Source organism: Amycolatopsis sp. cmx-4-54, assembly GCF_046548895.1.
In the GTDB taxonomy this organism is placed as follows: domain Bacteria; phylum Actinomycetota; class Actinomycetes; order Mycobacteriales; family Pseudonocardiaceae; genus Amycolatopsis.
Map to the genome: position 1 here is coordinate 345,273 of NZ_JAEBEJ010000006.1, position 23,705 is coordinate 368,977.

The window sequence follows — 23,705 nt, forward strand, 5'->3', positions numbered from 1 at the left end:
TCCCGCTACGGCGGGGCCGCCCCTTTTTCGTGTTTGCTGGAGGGCATGCCTACCTTCGCGTCGTTCGACGGGCTTCAGCTGAGCTACACCGTTTGGGAAGGCCGAGGGCGTCCGGTACTGCTGCAACACGGCTTCGCCGCGGACACGAACGCCAACTGGATCGCGCCGGGCGTCGTCGACACCCTCCAGGACGCGGGGCTGACCGTGATCAGCCTGGACGCGCGCGGCCACGGACGGTCGGCGAAACCGCACGACGAGGCGAGCTACGGCGACGACGCGATGGTCCGCGACGTTTCGGCGCTGCTCGACACGCTGAACCTCGACGAGGTGTCGATGGTCGGCTACTCGATGGGCGCGATGATCGCGCTCGGCGCGGTGGCCGCCGACCCGCGGATCCGGTGTCTCGCGATCGGTGGGGTCGGTTCGGGGATCGTCGACTTCGGCGGCGTGGACACCCGCGTCGTCACGCCTGAGGCGATCAGCGAGGCACTGCTCGCTTCGGACCCTTCGACGCTCCCGGCGTCTTCGGCGCCGTTTCGGATGCTGGCCGACGCTCTGCGGGCCGACCGGATCGCGCTGGCGGCCGTCGCGCGCGGGACGGCGAACCCGAAACTGGACCTGACGGCGATCGCGGTGCCGACCCTGATCCTGGCGGGGGACACCGACCCGCTGGCCGCGGAACCCGAACGCCTGGCCGCCGCCATCGCCGGTGCCCGCCTCGTCCGCGTCCCGGGCGACCACATGGCCGCCGTCATGCACCCCGCCTTCGGCTCCGCGCTGACCGGCTTCCTCACTTCGCACGACCTCTGACCGGACGTGCGTTTAGCCCCCCCTAATCGCGATCCGGCGCCCGACCTGCGTTTCGCGGGCTAATCGTGATCCGGTGGCCGACCTGCGTTTAGCCCCCTAATCGCGATCTGAAGTTGAAACGCCCAGGTCAGTTGCCGGTGGGCGGGGCGGGGCAGGGGTCGGGGGAGTTCGCGTGCCCGGTGATCAGCCACTGGCCCATCTCGACTTCCTGCAGGGTGAAGCTGCCCAGCAGGGGACCGCCGCGGATGGTGTACCAGCACGAGTGGATCGTCAGGTTCTGCCGCGGGACCACGCTCGACATCGGGCGCACCGCGTAGATGTACGGCGTGATGTCGGTGACCTTCGCGTTCAGGGCCGGGACAGCGGTCGCACAGTCCGGGTAGCCGAGGTCGCGGGCGAACTGGGCCTGCGCCTGTTCGCTCATCGACAGGCAGACCTTTTCGACGCGGGTGGCAGGCGGGTACGGCTTGCCGATCGTGTCGTAGATGGCCCGCACCGCCTCCCACGGGTTGGTCGAAAGAACCTGGTTGGTGCGGTGCTTGCCCCCGCCGCCCTGGACGAACGTCGCCGTGTCCTCCCCGGCGTCGCTGGGGAAGATCTGCCGGTAGGCGATGGTCGCGCCGATGCAGATCAGCAGGATCACGATCACCCAGGCGAGGAGCTTCCAGCCCAGGCGTCGCAGCCAGCGCGGAGTGCGCGGCCGAGGGGCCTTGACGAGTTCGCCGGGCGGCGGTCCCGGAGGTGCCGGAGGCTGTCCTGCGTAGTGCTGGGTCATCGGCTGCGCGGGCTGCGTCGGCACGAGGCCCTGCTGCTGTGCCTCGGTGAACTTCAGATAGTCCTGAAACTGCTGAAACTGCTGGAACTGGCGCAGTTGCTCCTCGTCCAGCCGGGGCGCGGGCTGACCTCCCGCCTTGGGCTCGATGTCCGTGCCGGGCTCGTTGTCCGGCTTTCCGTCATCACGCTGCTCCGCCACGTCACCATGATGCCTCGCGAGCCCGCCCGCGCACTCCGCCGGTCGCGTTTAGCGGGCTAAACGCGATCCGGCAGGGGCCCGTGCGGAGGCCGAAACAGGGTCACGTACCCTTGTCAAGGTTCTACCGAAGACCGCTGGTCTTCTCCCGGTCATCTGGCCTGGAGAACGAAGGCCCCGCTAGGGCGGGCGACCCGCGCAGGAGGAACGAGGCTCGTCCACGACGCATATCGTCGTGTGCCCTGACGCCCCGCGCCTGTCTGCGCTGGGGCGTTTCGTCGTTTCAGGGCTCTCAAGGCCAGTGGACCACTAGCCAAGAGAGGAGGCGACCATGGCGAAGCCCGACAAGGAGGCGGCCGTCGCCGAGATCGCGGAGAGCTTCCGCAGCAGCTCGGCCACAGTCGTTACCCAGTACACCGGCCTCTCCGTGTCCCAGCTGTCCCAGCTGCGCCGCGCTCTCGGCACCAGTGCCAAGTACCGGGTCGCGAAGAACACCCTCGTCAAGCGTGCCGCCACGGACGCGGGCATCGAGGGCCTTGAAGACCTGTTCGTCGGCCCGACCGCGATCGCCTTCGTCGAAGGTGAAGCTGTTGACGCCGCGAAGGCGCTTCGCGACTTCGCGAAGGACAACAACGCGCTTGTGATCAAGGGCGGCTACATGGACGGCAAGACGCTGTCCGTGGACGAGATCACCAAGATCGCCGATCTCGACAGCCGTGAGGTCCTGCTCGCCAAGGCGGCGGGCGCGTTCAAGGCGAAGCTGTCCCAGGCCGCCGCGCTGTTCCAGGCGCCGGCGTCCCAGGTCGCCCGCCTGGCTGCCGCGCTGGAGGACAAGCAGCGCAACGCCGGTACCGAAGCAGCCGAAGCACCCGCCGAGAGCTGAACACCCCCACCCCGAACTTTTAGTTCGTTTCAGAGAGGAAAGCCACCATGGCGAAGCTGAGCACCACCGAGCTGATCGACGCCTTCAAGGAGCTCACCCTTCTTGAGCTGTCCGAGTTCGTGAAGGAATTCGAGACCACCTTCGACGTGACCGCGGCCGCCCCGGCTGCCGTCGTCGCCGCCGCCCCGGGTGCCGCCCCCGCCGCGGCCGCCGAGGAGCAGGACGAGTTCGACGTCGTTCTCGAGTCCGCCGGTGAAAAGAAGATCCAGGTCATCAAGGTCGTCCGTGAGGTCGTCTCCGGTCTGGGCCTGAAGGAGGCCAAGGAGCTGGTCGAGGCCGCTCCCAAGGCCCTCCTGGAGAAGGTCGACAAGGAGGCCGCCGAGGCCGCCAAGGAGAAGCTCGAGGCCGCGGGCGCCAAGATCACCATCAAGTGATCCCGGGCGCGTCAGCGCCTACCGCAGCACCGCCGAAGGGGCGGGCATCCACACGGATGCCCGCCCCTTCGCCGTCTCCCGCCCCTCCGCCCCGACCTGCGTTTAGCCCCCTAATCGCGACGCGTAGCCACGCTAAGCACCTGGGGGCGGCCGGGGCAGCCGACCTGCGTTTAGCCCCCTAATCGCGATCCGCGTGGCGCGGAGGGCGGCCGGGGCACCTGACCTGCGTTTAGCCCCCTAATCGCGATCCGACCTGGGCAGGGGCAGGTCGTGGATCTGCGTACGGGAGTGACGTGCACTACGGTGCTGCAAGCGGCGCACGGGCAGGCGGCGGGCTGCGCGAAAAGTTACCCGCGGGTCTGGCCAGAAAAGAAAACTGGTGAGTAACCTGTTCGCACTCAGCTCGTTGCACCTGGTTGACGCGGGTATCGCTGCGCGAACGCATGCGTCCTCCCGGGCCAGTGGCACGGGACGGCAGTGCGCGACGACGCGGAACAGCTCCTGGAGGTGCGATGGGTGCCGAGGTGGTCATCGAAGGTCTTTCCAAGTCCTTCGGTAAGCAGGCCATCTGGCGGGACGTCACGCTGACCCTGCCTCCGGGCGAGGTTTCGGCGATGCTCGGCCCGTCCGGAACCGGTAAGTCCGTCTTCTTGAAGTCGATGATCGGTCTGCTCAAGCCCGACAAGGGCCGGTGCATGATCAACGGCGTCGACATCGTGACGTGCTCCGAACACCAGCTTTACGAGGTGCGCAAGCTCTTCGGCGTCCTGTTCCAGGACGGCGCGCTCTTCGGCTCGATGAACCTCTACGACAACGTGGCGTTCCCCCTGCGCGAGCACACGAAGAAGTCGGAGACCGAGGTCCGCCGGATCGTGCTCGAGAAGCTCGAGATGACCGGTCTCAACGGCGCCGACAAGAAGCTGCCCGGCGAGATCTCCGGCGGTATGCGCAAACGTGCCGGCCTCGCCCGCGCCCTGGTGCTGGACCCGCAGATCATCCTGGTCGACGAGCCGGACTCCGGTCTCGACCCGGTCCGCACCACCTACATCTCCCAGCTCTTCCTGGACGTCAACGCGCAGATCGACGCGACGTTCCTGATCGTCACGCACAACATCAACCTCGCCCGCACCGTTCCGGACAACCTCGGCATGCTCTTCCGCAAGGAACTGGTCATGTTCGGCCCGCGCGAGGTGCTGCTGACCAGCGAGGAGCCGGTCGTCAAGCAGTTCCTCAACGGCAAGATGGACGGCCCCATCGGCATGAGCGAGGAGAAGGACTCGGCCCAGCTCGCCGCCGAGCGCGCGATGTTCGAGGCCGGTCACCACGCGGGCGGGGTCGAGGACGTCAGCGGGGTGCCGCCGCAGATGCAGCCGACGCCCGGCGTGCCGACCCGGATGGGCGCGGTCCGCCGCAAGGACCGGGTCATGCAGATCCTGCACGGCCTGCCGAACGAGGCGCAGCAGAGCATCATCGAGTCGCTCTCCCCGGAGGAGCAGCAGCACTACGGTGTCCGCCCGCAGCGGCTCGCGACCGCAGGCCACCGGTCGGCGCCGGCCGAGACCTCGATGCCGAACCACCACCAGGGCCAGTTGCCCGACGACCAGGTCGCCCACATCCCGCATCCCGGGAGAACAGGCAACCACCGCTTGCGGCCACAAGATCCGGGGTCAGGTGGCGCGTGAGCTCTTCCGCTTCATCGGCGAAGATTCCCGGGATCGGCATGTTGCGCGAGACCGGGAACCTGTTCGCTCTCGGCCTCGACATCGTTCGTGGCATCTTCCAGCGCCCGTTCCAGCTGCGGGAGTTCATCCAGCAGGCCTGGTTCATCGCGAGCGTCACGATCCTGCCGACGGCGCTCGTCGCGATCCCGTTCGGCGCGGTCATTTCGCTTCAGTTCGGTTCGCTCGCCCGCCAGCTCGGCGCCCAGTCCTACACGGGCGCCGGGTCGGTGCTCGCCACCGTGCAGCAGGCCAGTCCGCTGGTCACGGCACTGCTGGTCGCGGGCGCCGGTGGTAGCGCCGTCTGCGCCGACATCGGCGCGCGGACGATCCGTGAAGAGATCGACGCCATGGAGGTGCTCGGTGTCTCCGCGGTGCAGCGCCTGATCGTGCCGCGCGTGCTCGCGATGATGCTGATCGCCCTCCTGCTGAACGGCATGGTCAGCGTCATCGGCGTGCTCGGCGGCTACTTCTTCAACGTCGTCCTCCAGGGCGGGACGCCGGGCGCGTACCTGGCGAGCTTCTCCGCGCTGGCCCAGCTGCCGGACCTGTGGGTCGGCGAGCTGAAGGCGCTGATCTTCGGCTTCATCGCCGGGGTCGTCGCCGCTTACCGGGGACTGAATCCGTCCGGCGGCCCGAAGGGCGTCGGGGACGCGGTGAACCAGTCGGTCGTCATCACGTTCCTCATGCTGTTCGTGGTGAACTTCGTGATCACGCTGATCTACCTGCAGATCGTGCCCGGAAAGCTGGACTGACGCATGACCTTCCTTACCCGCGCCAAGGGGGTTGCCAACCGTCCTTTGCAGACTCTGGACAACCTCGGTGACCAGATGTCGTTCTACGGCCGCGCGTTGCTGTGGACGCCGAGGACGCTTCGCCGCTACATGAAAGAAGTTCTGCGGCTACTCGCCGAGGTGAGCTTCGGTTCCGGCTCGCTCGCGGTCATCGGCGGCACGGTCGGCGTAATGGTCGGCCTGACGCTGTTCACCGGTGTCCTCGTCGGTCTTCAGGGATATTCGGCGCTGAACTCGATCGGCACGTCGGCCTTCACCGGCTTCCTGACCGCGTTCTTCAACACCCGTGAGATCGCGCCGCTGGTCGCCGGCCTGGCGCTTTCGGCGACGGTCGGCGCCGGGTTCACCGCCCAGCTGGGCGCGATGCGGATCTCCGAGGAGATCGACGCGCTCGAAGTCATGGGCGTGCCCAGCCTGCCGTACCTGGTGACCACGCGGATCATCGCCGGTTTCGTCGCGGTCATCCCGCTGTACGTCATCGGCCTGCTGAGTTCGTATCTCGCGTCCCGGTTGGTCGTTATCTACATCTACAACCAGTCAGCGGGTACCTACGACCATTACTTCGACCTGTTCCTACCACCACAGGATGTGTTGTATTCGTTCATCAAGGTGCTGTTGTTCAGCGTCTTGATCATCCTGTCGCATTGTTACTTCGGCTACCGGGCCTCCGGCGGCCCCGCCGGTGTCGGCGTGGCCGTCGGCAAGGCGGTCCGGCTGAGCATCGTCACGGTGTCCATCATGAACTTCTTCATCGGTTTCGCGATCTGGGGAACCGACGTCACGGTGAGGATCGCAGGATGATCGCGACAGTCCGGCGCAGGCTTCTCGGTCTGTTGCTTGTCGCCGTGCTCATCGGCGGAGTGGCGCTGAGCATCGCGCTGTACCAACGGGCGTTCACTCCCGTGGTGAGTGTGAAGCTCCAGTCGGGCAGCATCGGGAACCAGTTGCTGAAGCAGTCCGACGTGAAGGTCCGCGGGCTCATCGTCGGCTCGGTCAAGGAGATCAACGCGACCCCGGACGGCGCCGAACTCACGCTCGCGCTGAATCCGGAGTCGGCGAAACTGATCCCCCAGAACGTTTCGGCGCGATTCCTGCCGAAGACGTTGTTCGGTGAGCGCTTCGTTTCCCTCGAGATCCCGGACGCGCCGTCGGAGGAGACGATCGCCGAAGGCGACGTGATCACCCAGGACCGCACGTCCGGCGCGGTCGAGCTGGAGCAGGCCTTCGCCCATCTGATGCCGGTCTTGCAGGCCGTCCAGCCGCAGAAGCTGTCGAGCACGCTTTCGGCGATCTCGACCGCGCTCAACGGCCGCGGCGACCAGCTCGGCGACACCCTCGCGCAGCTCGGCAGCTACGTCGGGGAGCTGAACCCGCACGAGCCCAAGCTCCAGCAGAACCTCAAGGAACTCGCGAAGTTCTCGGACAACCTCGGCGCCGTCGCCCCGGATCTGGTGCAGACCTTGGACAACCTGAGCACCACCACCCGCACCGTGGTGGACCAGAAGATGAATCTGGCGAACCTCTATGGCAGCGTCACCCAGGCCTCGGTCGATCTGCAGACGTTCCTGCAGAACAACGCGGACAACCTGATCCGGCTCGCCGACACCGCCCGCCCGACGGCGGAGCTGCTGGCGAAGTACGCGCCGGAGTACCCGTGCGTGATCGGGCAGATGGCGGCCAACCTGCCGAAGATCGACAAAGCCCTCGGCAAGGGCACCGACCGGCCGGGCCTGCACGCGACCATCGAGGTCACCGTCAATCGCGGGCCGTACCTGCCCGGCAAGGACGAGCCGCGGTTCGAGGACAAACGCGGTCCGCGCTGTTACGACCTGAAGCAGTTCCCGGACCCGTTCCCGCAGTATCCGCCGGACGGCCCGATCAAGGACGGCAGCACGGTCAAGGCGCCGGCACGCTCGGCGAACGACGGTCTTTCGCCGTCGAACGGCTTCGCGAACTACGGCGGCTACAACGGCAACGGCGGGGGAGCGCCCGGCGGTAGCCCGTCGTACAGCGCGTCCGAATCGGACTTCCTCGCGCAGCTGGTCGCCCCGCAGGTCGGCATGACCGCCTCGGACGTGCCCGGCTGGGGATCGCTGCTCGTCGGGCCGCTCTACCGAGGAGCGGAGGTGCACGTCCAGTGAGGGGATTGCTCGCTCCGCTGATCAAACTCTGTGCCTTCATCGTCGTCACCGTGCTGTTCACGACGATCCTCGGCATCAGCATCGCCAACGTGAACACCACCAGCACCAACGCCTACAAGGCACGGTTCAGCGACGCGACCCTCGTGCTGCCCAACGACGACGTCCGCATCGCCGGTGTCCGGGTCGGGCAGGTCAAAGAGGTCCGCATCGTCGACCGGCGTCAGGCCGAGATCGAGTTCGAGGTGGACTCCGGCCGCAAGCTGCCCGCCGGGGTGACCGCGCAGATCAAGTTCCGGAACCTGGTCGGCCAGCGCTACCTCTCGCTCGGGCAGGGCACCGACAGCTCCGGCAAGACACTGGAGCCCGGCGGGAACATCCCGCTGGAGCGGACCACGCCCGCGCTCGACCTGACGCAGTTGTTCAACGGGTTCAAGCCGCTGTTCACCGCGCTCAACCCGGACGACATCAACAAGCTGTCCTACGAGGTCATCCAGGTCCTTCAGGGCGAGGGCGGCACGGTCGAAAGCCTGTTGAAGCACACCGCGTCGCTGGCCACCACGATCGCCGACAAGGACAAGGTGATCGGCGAGGTCATCGACAACCTGAACTCGGTGCTCGACACGGTCAACGCGCACACGCCGCAGCTGAACGACCTGATCGTCAAGCTGCAGCAGCTGGTCTCCGGGCTGGCCGCGGACCGCGAGCCGATCGGCGACGCCATCGAATCGCTCGGCACCCTCGCCGAGACGACGTCGGGTCTCCTCGGTGAGGCCCGTGAGCCGCTCAAGCAGGACATCGCCGCGCTCGGCACGCTGACGAAGAACCTCAACGACAGCCAGCCGATCGTCGAGCATTTCATCCAGTTCCTGCCGCAGAAGGTGACGGCGCTGACCCGCACCGCCGACTACGGCTCCTGGTTCAACTTCTTCGCCTGTGAGCTGACGGGAGCCGTCGCCCTGCCTCCGCTGATCAACGAGCCGATCAACCTGCCGCTGCTGCCGGTGAACCGGGCGAGGTGCACGGCATGAAGTCGTTCCAGAAACGCAATCCGATCCCGATCGCGCTGGTCGGCATCTCGGTGCTGCTGCTGGGTTTCCTCGCCGCGCTCAACTCCGAGGACCTGCCGGTCATCGGCGGCGGGACGACGTACTCCGCGGACTTCAGCGAGGCTTCGGGCCTGCAGGAGGACAACGACGTGCGGGTCGCGGGCGTGAAGGTCGGCAAGGTCTCCGAGATCAAGCTCGACGGCGACAAGGTCCGGATCTCCTTCAAGGTCAAGGACGCCTGGCTGGGTGACAAGACCAGCGCGGCCATCAAGATCAAGACCGTGCTCGGGCAGAAGTACCTGGCGCTCGACCCGCAGGGGCAGCGCACGCTCGACCCGAGCGCGACGATCCCGCGCGAGCGCACGATGTCGCCGTTCGACGTCCTCGACGCCTTCCGCGGGCTCTCGCAGACCGTCGACGACATCGACACGACGCAGCTGGCGAAGAGCTTCGACGTCATCACGGAGACCTTCGCGGACACCCCGGCCGACGTGAAGGGCGCCTTGAACGGCCTTTCGCGGCTTTCGGACACCATCGCCAAGCGTGACTCGCAGCTGTCGAGCCTGCTCGCGAACACGCGGCAGGTCTCGCAGACGCTCGTCGACCGCGACGCCGAGTTCGAGAAGCTCCTGGCCGACGGCAACAAGCTGCTCGGCGAGGTGGCCAAGCGCAAGGAAGCGATCTCCGCGTTGCTGGACGGTTCGCGCAACCTCGCCACCCAGCTCAAGGGCCTGGTCGACGACAACGACGCACAGCTCGACCCGGTGCTCACCCAGCTCGACCAGCTGACCTCGATGCTCCAGCGCAACCAGGACGCCCTCGGCCAGGGCATCGCGCGGTTCGCGCCGTTCATCCGCGTGTTCACGAACACGATCGGCAACGGCCGCTGGTTCGACAACTACATCTGCGGACTGGTCCTGCCGTCGTTCGGGCCGATCAACGACAAGGGGTGCTACGAGAAATGAGTACCCGTCTCGGTTCCAGCCTCGCGCGCGGCTTCACCATCGCGATCGTGCTCGCGCTGGTCGTCGCCGGCGCGCTGTGGTGGACGCTCAAGGACGCCGGCCGCAACCACGTGACCGCGTATTTCGCCGGCACCGTCGGCCTCTACGAAGGCAACAGTGTCCGCATGCTCGGCGTCGACATGGGCAAGGTCACCAAGATCCAGCCGATGGGCAACCAGGTCCGCGTCGAACTCGAGTACGACCGTTCGGTGGCCGTGCCCGCGGACGCGAAGGCGATCATCGTGTCGCCGTCGCTGGTCAGTGACCGCTACGTCCAGCTCGCCCCGGCCTACAAGGGCGGGCCGCGGATCGCCGACGGCGCCGTCATCGGGCTCGACCGCACCGAGGTCCCGCTGGAAGTCGACGAGCTCGCCGCCAGCCTTTCCCGGGTCAGCAGGTCGCTCGGGCCCAACGGTGCCAACAAGAACGGTTCGCTGTCGAACCTGCTCGACACCGCCGCGAAGAACTTCGACGGCAACGGGCAGGCGCTGCACGACACGATCACGAAACTCGGGCAGGCCGCGGGCACGTTGTCCGGCAACAAGGACGACCTGTTCAAGACCGTCGAGAACCTCGGTTCCTTCTCGCAGACGCTGGTGAACAGCGACCAGCAGGTCCGTGACTTCGAACGGCAACTCGCCGACGTCAGCGGATTCCTCGCGGGCGAACGGGAAAACCTCTCGGCCACGGTGAAGCAGCTGTCCGACACGCTCACCGCGGTGCAGGCGTTCATCGAGAAGAACCGCGACCGGCTCAAGTCCAATGTGGACAAGCTGGCCAGTGTGACCAAGGTCCTCGTGGACCAGCGCGGCGCGCTCGCCGAGATCCTCGACGTCGCCCCGGTCGGCCTCGGGAACCTGGTCAACACCTACAACGCCTCGTCGGGAACGCTCGACGCGCGAGCCAACCTCAACGAGCTCACCCAGCCGCCGCTGGTGATGGTGTGCAACCTGCTCAAGCAGACCCCGGACGCGCTCGACGCGCTGGGCGACGCCTGCAAGGGGGTCGCCGGACTGGTCGACGGGCTGGTGCCGCTGCCGTCGATCGCGCAGGTGATCCAGTCTTCGCAGGCGGGCCAGTTGCCGCCGCTGCCGCTGCCCATCGCCGGTCAGCTCTACGGAACGGCGGCGAAGTGATGCGTTGCAAAAAAAGAGGACTCATGGCGCAGAGCTCAGCCGACGAGCACGGAGTGCCGCGAAGGACACTGAAGAAGATCGCTCTCATCGCCTCCGGGACGGTCGCGGCGCTGACGTTGAGCGGCTGCGGGTTCAGCGGGATCTACGACGTCCCGCTGCCCGGTGGCGCCGAACTCGGCGACCACCCGTACACGGTCAAGGTGCAGTTCCGCGACGTCCTCGACCTGACCCCGCAGGCCGGGGTGAAGGTCAACGAGGTCGCCATCGGTCGCGTCGAAGCGATCGGGCTGACCCCGGACGGCTGGAACGCCGAAGTCACCCTCCGGGTCAACGGAGACGTGAAGCTGCCGGCGAACGCTCTCGCCAACGTCAAGCAGTCCAGCCTCCTCGGTGAGAAGTACGTCGAGCTGGCGGCGCCCGCCGACAGGCAGGGCAAGCTCGCCGACAACGCGGTGATCCCGCTGGCCCGCACGAACCGCAGCGTCGAGGTCGAAGAACTGCTCGGCGCGCTCTCGCTGCTGCTCAACGGCGGCGGGGTCGAACAGCTCAACACCATCACCAAGGAACTCAACAACGCCACCACCGGCCGCTCGCCGGAGCTCAAGGCGCTGCTGAACAACACCAACGAGCTGGTCACGAACCTGGACAAGCAGTCCGCGAACATCACGCGGGCACTCGACGGGCTGAACCGGCTCTCACTCACCCTGAACGGGCAGAAGGACAAGCTGGTCGGCGCGGTCGACAACCTCGGTCCCGGTCTCGGTGTGCTGGAGCAGCAGCGCGGCCAGCTGGTGACCATGCTGAACGCGCTCAACAACCTCTCGGGTGTCGCCGTCGACACGGTGAACAAGAGCAAGGAAGACCTCGTCGCCGACCTCAAGGCGCTGCAGCCGACGCTGCAGAAGCTCGGTGAGGCGGGCGCGGATCTGCCGAAGGCGCTGGAGATCCTGCTGACCTTCCCGTTCAGTGACGCCGCCTACGACGGCGTCAAGGGCGACTACTTCAACCTGTTCGCGAAGATCGACCTGAACCTGAACGAGATCCTCAAGAACCTCGGCCGCAGCCGTCAGAACCCGCTCCAGGACGTCATCCCGGTCCCGGGGCTGACCGGCGGTACCGAGGGACCGGGCGCGAACCCGCCGCTGCCGATTCCGGACAGCGTCGGCGGTGTCACCGGTGGTCAGGTGAGCGCGCCGCAGGGCGGCGGACAGCCGCGACAGACCGGACCCGCCGGTATCTTCGGCGTGCTGTCGGGAGGTGCCGGCTGATGCTGGTCCGTAGGACGAAGATCCAGCTGGTCGCGTTCGCGATCATCTCCGTGGTCGCCATCGTGTACGCGCTGATCCGGTTCGCCGGGCTCGGCCAGGTCTTCGGCGACGAGGGCTACACGGTGAAACTGCAGCTCAAGCAGTCCGGCGGCATCTTCCAGAACGCCGAGGTCACCTACCGGGGCTTCAACATCGGCCGGGTCGGCGAGCTGCGCCTGACCAAGACCGGGCTGGAGGCCGACCTCAACATCGCGCCGGACGCCCCGCCGGTGCCCGCCGATCTCGACGCCGTCGTCGCGAACCGGTCGGCGGTCGGCGAACAGTTCGTCGACCTGAAGCCGAAGAGCGACAAGGGACCGTTCCTGAACGCGAGCTCGGTCATCCCGGCCGACAAGGTCAAGACGCCCGTGCCCACCGAGCAGCTCATCGGCGACCTCGACAGCCTCGCGGCTTCGGTGCCGACCGACTCGCTGCGCAAGGTCGTCGACGAGTCGTACAACGCCTTCAACGGCACCGGCCCGGACCTGCAGCGGCTGCTCGACACCGCGCGGAGCTTCACCGCGACCGCGCAGGAGTATCTGCCGCAGACCGTCCAGCTGCTGGAAAAGGGCGGGCAGGTCCTCGAAACGCAGAACGACCTGGCGAGTTCGATGAAGTCGTTCAGCGCCGACCTCAACAAGCTCTCCGGCACCCTGAAGAACTCCGACGCCGACATCCGGAAGCTGATCGGGATCACCCCCCAGGTGGCGAACCAGATCAGCTCGGTGCTCGCCGAATCCGGTCCGGGCCTGGGCGCGCTGACGGCGAACCTGCTCACGACGTCGAATCTGCTGGTGACCCGGCTGGACGGGCTCGAACAGGGCCTCGTGACCTACCCGATGCTGGCCGCGGGCGCGAACAGCGTCGCCAACGACGGAACCGCGCACCTGGGTCTCGCGCTCAACCTGTTCAACCCGCCTTCGTGCACCAAGGGCTACATCGGCCTCGACAAGTACCGCGAAGGCACCGACACGACACCTCGCCCGCCGAAGGACGACGCGTACTGTGCCGAGCCGAAGGGCAGCCCGATCAACGTGCGCGGTTCGCAGAACGTGCCGTACAACGGGGTCCCGCAGATCCCGTCGGAAGGCGACGTCGCGGCGAACGCCGGCCGCTCGGCCGAGGAACTGGCCAGCCTGCGCGCGGCACAGGGCATGCCGAGCGTCCTGCAGAGCCCCGGGGTCAGCCTGCCCACCCTCGGCACGCTGCTGGGCCTGCCCGGCTGACGCCGAGACCGTATATCTAACCTGGAGTGTCATGAGTTCTTCTCGATCGCGGACCCTGGTCCTCGGGGCGGCGGCGTTCGCGCTCGCGGCCTTCGTCGCCGCGGCGATCTTCGGTGTCATGTGGGCCGTGGCCGCGTCGGACGACAACGCCGACCTGGCGCGCTCGCGCGACGAAGTGGTCAAGGCGGGCGGTACCGCGATCAAGGCGTACACCGAGGTCGACTTCGAGAAACTCGACGAGTTCTTCAGCAGGCAGAAGGCCGTCTCCGACGACAAGATGAGCCAGCAGCTGGCCCAGCTGGAGCCGACCTACCGCAAGGCGCTCGGCGACGCGAAGACCAAGGTCGTGACCACCATCCAGGACATCGCGGTCGAGGAACTCGACGACCACGAGGGCAAGGCGAGCTTCCTCGCCGCCATCTCCACGCAGGTCACCCAGGGCGACAAGGCGAGTTCGAAGGCGCTGCGCCTGGAGGTCTCGATGACCAGGGTCGGCGATGAGTGGAAGCTGTCCGGGATCGACAACGTGCCCCTCGTCGCGGCCGGTCAGTAAGAGCGTCACCTAGAACGGAGCCACGTAGTGCCCCCCTCCCGTCGCCAGCCCCCTCGCAGCACTCCGCCGGTGCGCCGCCCCCGGGTGGCCGGTCTGCGACGGCCCGGTGCGTCTCCTGTTCCCGCCTCTCCGGAAGTCTCCGCTTCCGAGGTTCCGGAGGTCGAGGTCGACGAAACGCCGACGCCGGTTCGCCGACCTTCGCCGCGGCCGGCTCCGCGTCCTGAGCCCGAGGCCCTTGTTGAGGAGCCTGAGGCTGAGGTGGCTCCTGACGAGGTCGTCGAGAAGCCGAGTCCGCGTGCAAAGGTTTCGGCGGCCGTCGAAGAGAAGCCGGACGACCTCGAAGAGGCTGAGGTTGAGGTGGCCGCTGTCGAGGCTCCTGACGAGGTCGTCGAGAAGCCGAGTCCGCGTGCGAAGGTTTCTGCGGCCGTCGAAGGGAAGCCGGACGACCTTGAAGAGGCTGAAGCCGAGGTCGCTTCCGATGAGGATTCAGACTCTTCGAAGCCCAAGAAGCCGGGCTCCCGGCAGCTGATCCTGGCCGGCGCCCTGGTCGTCGTCGGCTTGCTGCTGGCCGCGACCGCGGTGCTCTTCAAGATCCAGGCCGACGAGGTGTCCAGCTCGACGAACAACACCGCGCTGCTGGACGTCGCGAAGACCGCGCAGGTCAAGGACCAGGTCTCGAAGGCGACCGAGGCGCTGTTCTCGTACGACTACAACAACATCGCGAAGACCGAGACTGCGGCGGGTGACCTGCTGGTCAACGACGAGGTGCGGGCGAAGTACAACCTGCTGATGGGCGAGGTCAAGCGGCTGGCCCCGCAGCAGAAGATGGTCGTGACCTGCAAGGTCACCCGCAGCGCCGTCATCCGGCTGGAAGGCGACCGGGCCGACGTGATGGTGTTCGTCGACCAGAGCTCGACGCGGGCCGACACGAACAAGACCACCGCCGGGAGCGCGCAGCTGCACTTGAACGCGGAGCTGCAGGGCGACAAGTGGAAGATCACGGCGATGAACACCTACGCCGCTCCGCCCAACCCGACCGCTTCCTCGGCCCCCGCCTCACCCCCCGCCCCCTCCAAGTAGCCCGGCGCGGATCGCGTTTAGCCCCCTAATCGCGATCCGCCTGGTCGGACGCGCGTGAAGGCCCCCTTCCCTCGGCCCAGCCGAGGGAAGGGGGCCTTCACGCGCTTCGTGGGGGCCGTCGACCGTGAAGTCCGTGAAGGCCTCCTTAAGGGACCCTGAGTCCCTCAAGGAGGCCTTCAGGGCTCACCGCCCGCCCCGGAACGCGTTTAGCGGGCTAAACGCGTTCCGGTAGGCCCAGGGGCCGCCCGGCCACCGGCGCGGCGACGCACATCCACCCACGAGCGAGCGCGCCGCGCCCATCTCAAGTCCTGGCCCGAGTCGGCTCGCCCCACAGCCACGCCCCGACGGATCGCCTTTAGCGGGCTAAACGCGATCCGGGAGCCCTCCCTATGCGCCGCACCAGAAAACTCACCGGCCACAGCCGCCACACGCCCCCGAAACGCCGAGAGACGCCCGAAGGCACCCCGCCGCCCGCCCCGACGACTCCCGAAGTACCTCGGGTCCGGATCACGATTAGCCCGCTAAACGCAGGTCGCCGCCACCTGCGGGTACCGGACGGTAACCAGGATGATCGTCCTGTGAGGCACCCCGTCCGGAGCTACTTCCACGCTGCGCCAACCGGCGGGACCACCGCGCGGCATCTTGACTCAGAGCCCCTGTGGGGTCACGCTTACTGGCAACGGTGAGAACCGGCGGTGCCCTTGCGGGAGGGACGGTCCGGGGACGCCGAGCAGAGGCATACCTGAAGACGTTGCGATGCAGGCTGGGCCCCATCGGGAGCGCCCCCTGGACAGACCGCGACGTTCGGGCTAGACTGCTTCTTTGCGCTGCCCTCTTTCAGGCTGCCCGGAGCCGGTAGTTAGGATAGTGGGCACACGGCACCCTTGACAGACCGCATCAGCTGTTGCTGACGCGGCTGCTCACCGCTCATTGTCCCCGGAAGGACGCATCTTGGCAGTCTCTCCCGCGAACCAGGCCACTGCTGCGACCACCTCGGCTGTATCTCGCTCGGAGTCCACGGGAATCCCGGGAGCCCCCAAGCGGGTCTCCTTCGCAAAGATTCGCGAGCCGCTCAGCACCCCGAACCTGCTCGACGTGCAGATCAGGTCCTTTGAATGGTTCACCGGCGACGAGGCGTGGTTCGAACGCCGCGTCGAAGAAGGTGAAGAAAACCCGGTCGGTGGCCTGGAAGAGGTCCTCAACGAGATCTCGCCGATCGAAGACTTCTCCGGATCCATGTCGCTGTCCTTCTCCGACCCGCGCTTCGACGAGGTCAAGGCCTCCGTCGAGGAGTGCAAGGACAAGGACATGACGTACGCGGCCCCGCTGTTCGTGACCGCCGAGTTCGTGAACAACAACACCGGCGAGATCAAGAGCCAGACGGTCTTCATGGGTGACTTCCCGGTGATGACCGACAAGGGCACCTTCGTCATCAACGGCACCGAGCGTGTCGTCGTGTCCCAGCTGGTCCGTTCGCCGGGTGTGTACTTCGACACCAGCGTCGACAAGACCACCGACAAGGACGTCTTCAACGTCCGCGTCATCCCGAGCCGGGGTGCCTGGCTGGAGTTCGACGTCGACAAGCGCGACACCGTCGGCGTCCGCATCGACCGCAAGCGCCGCCAGCCGGTGACCGTGCTGCTGAAGGCGCTCGGCTGGACCACCGAGGCGATCCGCGAGCGTTTCTCCTTCTCCGAGACGCTGCTCGCCACCCTCGAGAAGGACCACACCGCCGGCACCGACGAGGCGCTCCTCGACATCTACCGCAAGCTGCGCCCGGGCGAACCGCCCACCAAGGAGAGCGCGCAGACGCTGCTGGAGAACCTGTTCTTCAAGCCGAAGCGCTACGACCTGGCCAAGGTCGGCCGGTACAAGCTGAACAAGAAGCTCGGCCTGACCACGCCGTACGACACCGGGACGCTCACCGAAGAGGACATCGTCTCGACGATCGAGTACCTGGTCCGCCTGCACGCGGGCGAGGACAAGGCGACCGTCGGCGACCAGGTCATCCCGGTCGAGACCGACGACATCGACCACTTCGGCAACCGTCGTCTCCGCACCGTCGGCGAGCTCATCCAGAACCAGATCCGCGTGGGTCTGTCCCGGATGGAGCGCGTCGTCCGCGAGCGGATGACCACCCAGGACGTCGAGGCGATCACGCCGCAGACCCTGATCAACATCCGTCCCGTCGTGGCGGCGATCAAGGAGTTCTTCGGTACTTCGCAGCTGTCGCAGTTCATGGACCAGAACAACCCGCTGTCGGGGCTGACGCACAAGCGTCGTCTGTCCGCTCTCGGCCCGGGTGGTCTGTCGCGTGAGCGCGCCGGCATGGAGGTCCGTGACGTCCACCCGTCGCACTACGGCCGCATGTGCCCGATCGAGACGCCGGAAGGCCCGAACATCGGCCTGATCGGTTCGCTCTGCTCGTACGCGCGGGTCAACCCGTTCGGTTTCATCGAGACCCCGTACCGCAAGGTCGTCGAGGGCCGCGTCACCGACCAGGTCGACTACCTCACCGCGGACGAGGAAGACCGCTACGTGAAGGCGCAGGCGAACGCGCCGATCTCGGAAGACGGCACCTTCGTCGAAGACCGCGTCCTGGTCCGTAAGAAGGGCGGCGAGGTCGAGCTGATCGACCCGCTCGACGTGGACTACATGGACGTCTCGCCGCGGCAGATGGTCTCGGTCGCGACGGCGATGATCCCGTTCCTCGAGCACGACGACGCGAACCGCGCGCTCATGGGCGCGAACATGCAGCGTCAGGCCGTGCCTCTGCTCCGTAACCAGGCGCCGTACGTCGGCACCGGTGTGGAGCTGCGCGCCGCGGTGGACGCCGGTGACGTGCTCGTCGCCGAGCAGTCCGGTGTCGTCGAGGAGCTCTCGGCCGACCTGATCACGATCATGCACGACGACGGCACGCGGAAGAGCTACGGACTGTACAAGTTCCGTCGCTCGAACCACGGCACCTGCTTCAACCACCGCCCGATCGTCAACGAGGGCGACCGGGTCGAGCAGGGCCAGGTCATCGCCGACGGCCCGTCCACCGAGAACGGTGAGATGGCGCTCGGCAAGAACCTGCTCGTCGCGGTCATGCCGTGGGAGGGCCACAACTACGAGGACGCGATCATCCTTTCCGAGCGCCTGGTGCAGGACGACGTGCTCACGTCGATCCACATCGAGGAGCACGAGATCGACGCCCGCGACACCAAGCTGGGCGCCGAGGAGATCACCCGGGACATCCCGAACGTCTCCGAGGAGGTCCTCGCCGACCTCGACGAGCGCGGCATCATCCGCATCGGTGCCGAGGTCCGCGACGGCGACATCCTGGTCGGCAAGGTCACGCCCAAGGGTGAGACCGAGCTGACCCCGGAAGAGCGTCTGCTCCGCGCGATCTTCGGTGAGAAGGCCCGCGAAGTCCGCGACACCTCGCTGAAGGTTCCCCACGGTGAGACCGGCAAGGTCATCGGTATCCGCGTGTTCTCGCGCGAGGACGACGACGAGCTGCCCCCGGGCGTCAACGAACTGGTCCGCGTCTACGTGGCCCAGAAGCGGAAGATCCAGCCGGGCGACAAGCTCGCCGGCCGCCACGGGAACAAGGGTGTCATCGGCAAGATCCTCCCCGCCGAGGACATGCCGTTCATGGAGGACGGCACGCCCGTCGACATCATCCTGAACACCCACGGTGTCCCGCGTCGTATGAACATCGGCCAGGTCCTGGAACTCCACCTGGGCTGGCTGGCGTCGCAGGGCTGGAAGATCGAGGGCAACCCCGACTGGGCGAAGAACCTCAACGAGGAGCTGTACGACGTCGACCCCGGCACGAACACCGCCACCCCGGTGTTCGACGGTGCCAAGGAAGACGAGCTGACCGGCCTGCTCGGTGCCACCAAGCCGAACCGTGACGGTGAGCGCATGGTGAAGCAGAACGGCAAGGCCACGCTGCTGGACGGCCGCTCCGGCGAGCCGTACCCGTACCCGGTCGCGGTCGGCTACATGTACATCCTGAAGCTGCACCACCTCGTCGACGACAAGATCCACGCCCGGTCCACCGGTCCGTACTCGATGATCACGCAGCAGCCGCTGGGTGGTAAGGCGCAGTTCGGTGGCCAGCGCTTCGGTGAGATGGAGTGCTGGGCGATGCAGGCGTACGGCGCCGCATACACCCTGCAGGAGCTCCTGACCATCAAGTCGGACGACGTGGTCGGCCGCGTGAAGGTGTACGAGGCCATCGTCAAGGGGGAGAACATCCCCGAGCCGGGTATCCCCGAGTCGTTCAAGGTGCTCCTGAAGGAGCTCCAGTCGCTCTGCCTCAACGTCGAGGTGCTGTCCAGCGACGGCGCCGCGATCGAGATGCGCGACTCCGACGACGAGGACCTCGAGCGTGCCGCGGCCAACCTCGGCATCAACCTGTCCCGCAACGAGTCGCCCTCGGTGGACGACGTCGTGCACTGACGGCTGTCCGAGGCGGGGCCTGCCTCCCGTGGGCCCCGCCTCGACCGCCAACCCCTCTAGTCGACTCAACCCCAAGGGGATGCAAAGACGTGCTGGACGTCAACTTCTTCGATGAGCTCCGCATCGGCCTCGCGACCGCCGACGACATCCGTCAGTGGTCCTTCGGTGAGGTCAAGAAGCCGGAGACCATCAACTACCGGACGCTCAAGCCCGAGAAGGACGGCCTCTTCTGCGAGAAGATCTTCGGCCCGACCCGGGACTGGGAGTGCTACTGCGGTAAGTACAAGCGGGTCCGCTTCAAGGGCATCATCTGCGAGCGCTGTGGCGTCGAGGTCACCCGCGCCAAGGTGCGCCGTGAGCGGATGGGCCACATCGAGCTGGCCGCCCCCGTCACCCACATCTGGTACTTCAAGGGTGTTCCCTCCCGCCTGGGCTACCTGCTCGACCTGGCGCCGAAGGACCTCGAGAAGATCATCTACTTCGCGGCCTACGTGATCACCGGTGTGAACACCGAGCTGCGGCACAACGACCTGCCGACGCTGGAGAACGAGATCGGCGTCGAGCGCAAGAACCTCGAAACCAAGCGCGACGCGGACATCGAGGCACGGGCGCAGAAGCTGGAAGCCGACCTGGCCGAGCTGGAGGCGGAGGGCGCCAAGTCCGACGTCCGCCGCAAGGTCAAGGAAGGCGGCGAGCGCGAGATGCGTCAGCTGCGTGACCGCGCCGGTCGCGAGCTGGACCGTCTCGAGGAGGTCTGGACGACCTTCACCAAGCTCGACGTGCGTCAGCTGATCGCCGACGAGCTGCTCTACCGCGAGCTCGTCGACCGCTACGGCGAGTACTTCACCGGCGGCATGGGCGCGGAGGCCATCCAGAAGCTGGCCACCGAGTTCGACGTCGCGGCCGAGGCCGACAACCTGCGCGACACCATCCGCAACGGCAAGGGGCAGAAGAAGCTCCGCGCGCTGAAGCGGCTCAAGGTCGTCGCGGCCTTCCAGGCCACCGGCAACGACCCGCGCGGCATGGTGCTCGACGCCGTCCCGGTGATCCCGCCGGACCTGCGCCCGATGGTCCAGCTCGACGGTGGCCGGTTCGCCACCTCCGACCTGAACGACCTCTACCGACGGGTCATCAACCGGAACAACCGGTTGAAGCGGCTCATCGACCTCGGCGCGCCCGAGATCATCGTCAACAACGAGAAGCGGATGCTGCAGGAGGCCGTCGACGCGCTGTTCGACAACGGCCGCCGCGGCCGCCCGGTCACCGGTCCCGGTAACCGCCCGCTGAAGTCGCTGTCCGACCTGCTCAAGGGCAAGCAGGGCCGGTTCCGGCAGAACCTGCTCGGCAAGCGTGTCGACTACTCGGGCCGTTCGGTCATCATCGTCGGTCCGCAGCTGAAGCTGCACCAGTGCGGTCTGCCGAAGGACATGGCGCTCGAGCTGTTCAAGCCGTTCGTCATGAAGCGGCTGGTCGACCTGAACCACGCGCAGAACATCAAGTCCGCCAAGCGGATGGTGGAGCGGTCGCGGCCGCAGGTGTGGGACGTGCTCGAAGAGGTCATCACCGGTCACCCGGTGATGCTGAACCGTGCGCCGACCCTGCACCGCCTCGGTATCCAGGCCTTCGAGCCGCAGCTGGTCGAAGGCAAGGCCATCCAGCTGCACCCGCTGGTCTGTGAAGCGTTCAACGCGGACTTCGACGGTGACCAGATGGCCGTGCACCTCCCGCTGTCCGCGGAGGCGCAGGCCGAGGCCCGCATCCTGATGCTGTCGGCGAACAACATCCTTTCGCCGGCGTCGGGCCGTCCGCTCGCCATGCCGCGTCTGGACATGGTGACCGGTCTGTTCCACCTGACCCGGCTCACCGAGAATGCGGAGGGTGCCGGCAACGCGTACTCCTCGCCCGCCGAAGCGATCATGGCGTACGACCTCAAGGCGCTGAGCCTGCACGCCCCGGTCAAGATCCGCATCGTCGACCGTCAGCCCGCCAAGGCCGACGAAGCGGCGCTCGCGGAGAAGGGCTGGGAGCCGGGCAAGGCTTGGCTGGCCGAGACCACCCTTGGCCGCGTGCTGTTCAACGAGCTGCTGCCGGCGGACTACCCGTTCATCAACGAGCCGATGCCGAAGAAGCGTCAGGCCGCGATCGTGAACGACCTCGCCGAGCGGTACTCGATGACCCAGGTCGCGCAGACCCTGGACCGCCTGAAGGACGCCGGTTTCTACTGGGCGACCCGTTCGGGTGTCACGGTCGCGATCTCCGACGTGCTGGTCCCGACGGGCAAGAAAGCCATTCTGGACGAGTACGAAGGCAAGGCCGACCAGGTCGAGAAGCGGTACCAGCGTGGTCAGCTGTCGCACACCGAGCGCAACAACGAGCTCGTCAAGGTGTGGACGCAGGCCACCGAAGAGGTCCACAAGATCATGGAGACGGCGCTGCCGGACGACAACCCGATCGCGATGATCGTGAAGTCGGGCGCGGCGGGCAACATGACGCAGGTCCGGTCGCTGGCCGGTATGCGTGGTCTGGTGTCGAACCCGAAGGGTGAGTACATCCCGCGTCCGATCAAGGCCAACTTCCGTGAAGGCCTGTCGGTGGCGGAGTACTTCATCGCGACGCACGGTGCCCGTAAGGGTCTGGCGGACACGGCGCTCCGTACCGCCGACTCGGGTTACCTGACCCGTCGTCTGGTGGACGTGTCGCAGGACGTCATCGTCCGCGAGGTCGACTGTGGCACCACCCGCGGCATCAACATGCCGATCGGTGAGGACATCGGCGACGGCAAGGTCCTGCGCGACCAGCACGTCGAGACCAGCGTGTACGCGCGGAACCTGGCGACCGACGCGGTCGACGCCAAGGGCAACGTCGTGCTCAACGCCGGTGACGACATCGGTGACCCGGCGATCGACAAGCTCATCTCGAGCGGGATCTCCAAGGTCAAGGTGCGTTCGGTGCTGACCTGCGAGTCGGCCGTCGGTATCTGCGCCACCTGCTACGGCCGGTCCATGGCGACCGGTCAGCTCGTCGACGTCGGCGAGGCCGTGGGTATCGTCGCGGCCCAGTCGATCGGTGAGCCGGGTACGCAGCTGACGATGCGTACGTTCCACCAGGGTGGTGTCGCCGGTGACGACATCACGACCGGTCTGCCCCGTGTCCAGGAGCTGTTCGAGGCCCGGGTCCCGAAGGGCAAGGCGCCGATCGCCGACGTCGATGGCCGCGTGCGCATCGAGGAGAGCGAGCGGTTCTGGAAGATCACGCTGATCCCGGACGACGGCAGCGAAGAGATCGTCTTCGACAAGCTGTCCAAGCGTCAGCGGCTCGCGAACACCCCGAACGGCCCGCTGGGCGACGGTGACCGCGTCAACGTCGGTCAGCAGCTGCTCGAAGGCACGCCGGACCCGCACGAGGTCCTGCGGGTCATGGGGCCGCGCGAGGCGCAGATGCACCTGGTGGACGAGGTCCAGAAGGTGTACCGGGCGCAGGGTGTGTCGATCCACGACAAGCACATCGAGGTCATCGTGCGGCAGATGCTGCGCCGCGTGACGATCATCGACTCCGGTGCCACGGACTTCCTGCCGGGCGAGCTGCCCGAGCGGACCAAGTTCGAGGCGAAGAACCGTGCGTCGGTCGCCGAAGGTGGCGAGCCGGCTTCGGGTCGCCCGGTGCTGATGGGGATCACGAAGGCCTCGCTGACCACGGACTCGTGGCTGTCGGCGGCCTCGTTCCAGGAGACCACGCGTGTTCTGACCGACGCGGCCATCAACGGCCGTTCGGACAGGCTCGTGGGCCTCAAGGAGAACGTGATCATCGGTAAGCTGATCCCGGCCGGTACCGGGATCAACAAGTACCGCAACATCCAGGTGCAGCCGACCGAGGAGGCGCGGGTCGCCGCTTACGCGATCCCGTCCTACGACGACGGCTACTACACCCCGGATGTCTTCGGCTCCACCCCGGGTGCCGCGGTGCCGCTGGACGACTACGACTTCGGCCGCGACTTCCGCTGACCGAAGCGAAATCCACGCGAAGGGCCCCCGCCGATCCGGCGGGGGCCCTTCCCGTTTCCCCGAATGTTCCAGTTTGAGTCCACTCACCCGAAACGGGTACGCATTTTACTCTGCGCTCGCTAAATTGAGCGGGTTCCACGCGGTTCGGGG

The 23,705-nt window shown here is 67.0% G+C and carries 17 protein-coding genes; 16 read left to right on the plus strand and 1 reads right to left on the minus strand.

Translation table 11 applies throughout. The features are described from left to right. Positions 1–45 precede the first annotated feature (45 nt). Complete coding sequence (locus tag ACLJQ7_RS22225; protein ID WP_410650110.1) at positions 46–810, plus strand: alpha/beta fold hydrolase; 765 nt, start codon at positions 46–48, stop codon at positions 808–810. A 127-nt stretch (positions 811–937) separates the two neighbouring features. On the opposite strand, the gene ACLJQ7_RS22230 is transcribed toward ACLJQ7_RS22225, so the two are convergent. Continuing rightward, a complete protein-coding gene (locus ACLJQ7_RS22230) occupies positions 938–1,783 on the minus strand; it encodes a hypothetical protein (RefSeq protein WP_410650111.1) in 846 nt (281 codons plus the stop codon). Positions 1,784–2,111: 328 nt separating this feature from the next. Between ACLJQ7_RS22230 and rplJ the strand changes: the two genes are divergently transcribed. The 15 genes from rplJ (at position 2,112) to ACLJQ7_RS22305 (ending at position 23,555) form a co-directional block, all read left to right on the plus strand. Continuing rightward, complete coding sequence (gene rplJ, locus ACLJQ7_RS22235; protein ID WP_276366346.1) at positions 2,112–2,663, plus strand: 50S ribosomal protein L10; 552 nt, start codon at positions 2,112–2,114, stop codon at positions 2,661–2,663. A 47-nt stretch (positions 2,664–2,710) separates the two neighbouring features. After that, complete coding sequence (gene rplL, locus ACLJQ7_RS22240; RefSeq protein WP_276366348.1) at positions 2,711–3,097, plus strand: 50S ribosomal protein L7/L12; 387 nt, start codon at positions 2,711–2,713, stop codon at positions 3,095–3,097. Between the two features lie 512 nt (positions 3,098–3,609). Further along, positions 3,610–4,779, plus strand: a complete 1,170-nt coding sequence (locus ACLJQ7_RS22245) for an ABC transporter ATP-binding protein (RefSeq protein WP_410650112.1) — start codon at positions 3,610–3,612, stop codon at positions 4,777–4,779. Positions 4,780–4,817: 38 nt separating this feature from the next. Next, the gene (locus ACLJQ7_RS22250; RefSeq protein ID WP_125791473.1) at positions 4,818–5,570 is read left to right on the plus strand and encodes an MlaE family ABC transporter permease; all 753 of its coding nucleotides are present in this window, start codon (positions 4,818–4,820) and stop codon (positions 5,568–5,570) included. A gap of 3 nt (positions 5,571–5,573) precedes the next feature. Continuing rightward, a complete protein-coding gene (locus ACLJQ7_RS22255; protein ID WP_063274319.1) occupies positions 5,574–6,410 on the plus strand; it encodes an MlaE family ABC transporter permease in 837 nt (278 codons plus the stop codon). Then, positions 6,407–7,750 carry an MCE family protein gene (locus ACLJQ7_RS22260; protein ID WP_410650113.1) on the plus strand — a complete coding sequence of 448 codons (1,344 nt, stop codon included), beginning with the start codon at positions 6,407–6,409 and terminating at the stop codon, positions 7,748–7,750. Before ACLJQ7_RS22255 ends, ACLJQ7_RS22260 begins: the two co-directional genes overlap by 4 nt. Beyond that, the gene (locus ACLJQ7_RS22265) at positions 7,747–8,778 is read left to right on the plus strand and encodes an MCE family protein (protein WP_410650114.1); all 1,032 of its coding nucleotides are present in this window, start codon (positions 7,747–7,749) and stop codon (positions 8,776–8,778) included. The genes ACLJQ7_RS22260 and ACLJQ7_RS22265 overlap by 4 nt, the downstream gene beginning before the upstream one ends. Then, on the plus strand, positions 8,775–9,761 hold the full coding sequence (locus ACLJQ7_RS22270) for an MCE family protein (protein ID WP_410650115.1): 987 nt from the start codon (positions 8,775–8,777) through the stop codon (positions 9,759–9,761). The genes ACLJQ7_RS22265 and ACLJQ7_RS22270 overlap by 4 nt, the downstream gene beginning before the upstream one ends. Next, positions 9,758–10,936 carry an MCE family protein gene (locus ACLJQ7_RS22275; RefSeq protein WP_410650116.1) on the plus strand — a complete coding sequence of 393 codons (1,179 nt, stop codon included), beginning with the start codon at positions 9,758–9,760 and terminating at the stop codon, positions 10,934–10,936. The genes ACLJQ7_RS22270 and ACLJQ7_RS22275 overlap by 4 nt, the downstream gene beginning before the upstream one ends. 23 nt (positions 10,937–10,959) lie before the next feature. After that, complete coding sequence (locus tag ACLJQ7_RS22280; protein WP_410650117.1) at positions 10,960–12,204, plus strand: MCE family protein; 1,245 nt, start codon at positions 10,960–10,962, stop codon at positions 12,202–12,204. Beyond that, complete coding sequence (locus ACLJQ7_RS22285) at positions 12,204–13,469, plus strand: MCE family protein (protein WP_410650118.1); 1,266 nt, start codon at positions 12,204–12,206, stop codon at positions 13,467–13,469. The genes ACLJQ7_RS22280 and ACLJQ7_RS22285 overlap by 1 nt, the downstream gene beginning before the upstream one ends. 31 nt (positions 13,470–13,500) lie before the next feature. Next, the gene (locus ACLJQ7_RS22290; protein WP_410650119.1) at positions 13,501–14,022 is read left to right on the plus strand and encodes a hypothetical protein; all 522 of its coding nucleotides are present in this window, start codon (positions 13,501–13,503) and stop codon (positions 14,020–14,022) included. An 84-nt stretch (positions 14,023–14,106) separates the two neighbouring features. Then, positions 14,107–15,102: a hypothetical protein gene (locus ACLJQ7_RS22295; RefSeq protein WP_410650299.1), complete on the plus strand. Its 996-nt coding sequence runs from the start codon at positions 14,107–14,109 to the stop codon at positions 15,100–15,102. A 951-nt stretch (positions 15,103–16,053) separates the two neighbouring features. After that, positions 16,054–19,554, plus strand: coding sequence for a DNA-directed RNA polymerase subunit beta (locus ACLJQ7_RS22300; protein ID WP_410650120.1), 3,501 nt, complete (start codon positions 16,054–16,056; stop codon positions 19,552–19,554). Positions 19,555–19,643: 89 nt separating this feature from the next. Then, on the plus strand, positions 19,644–23,555 hold the full coding sequence (locus tag ACLJQ7_RS22305) for a DNA-directed RNA polymerase subunit beta' (protein ID WP_410650121.1): 3,912 nt from the start codon (positions 19,644–19,646) through the stop codon (positions 23,553–23,555). The last annotated feature ends 150 nt before the right edge of the window (positions 23,556–23,705 follow it).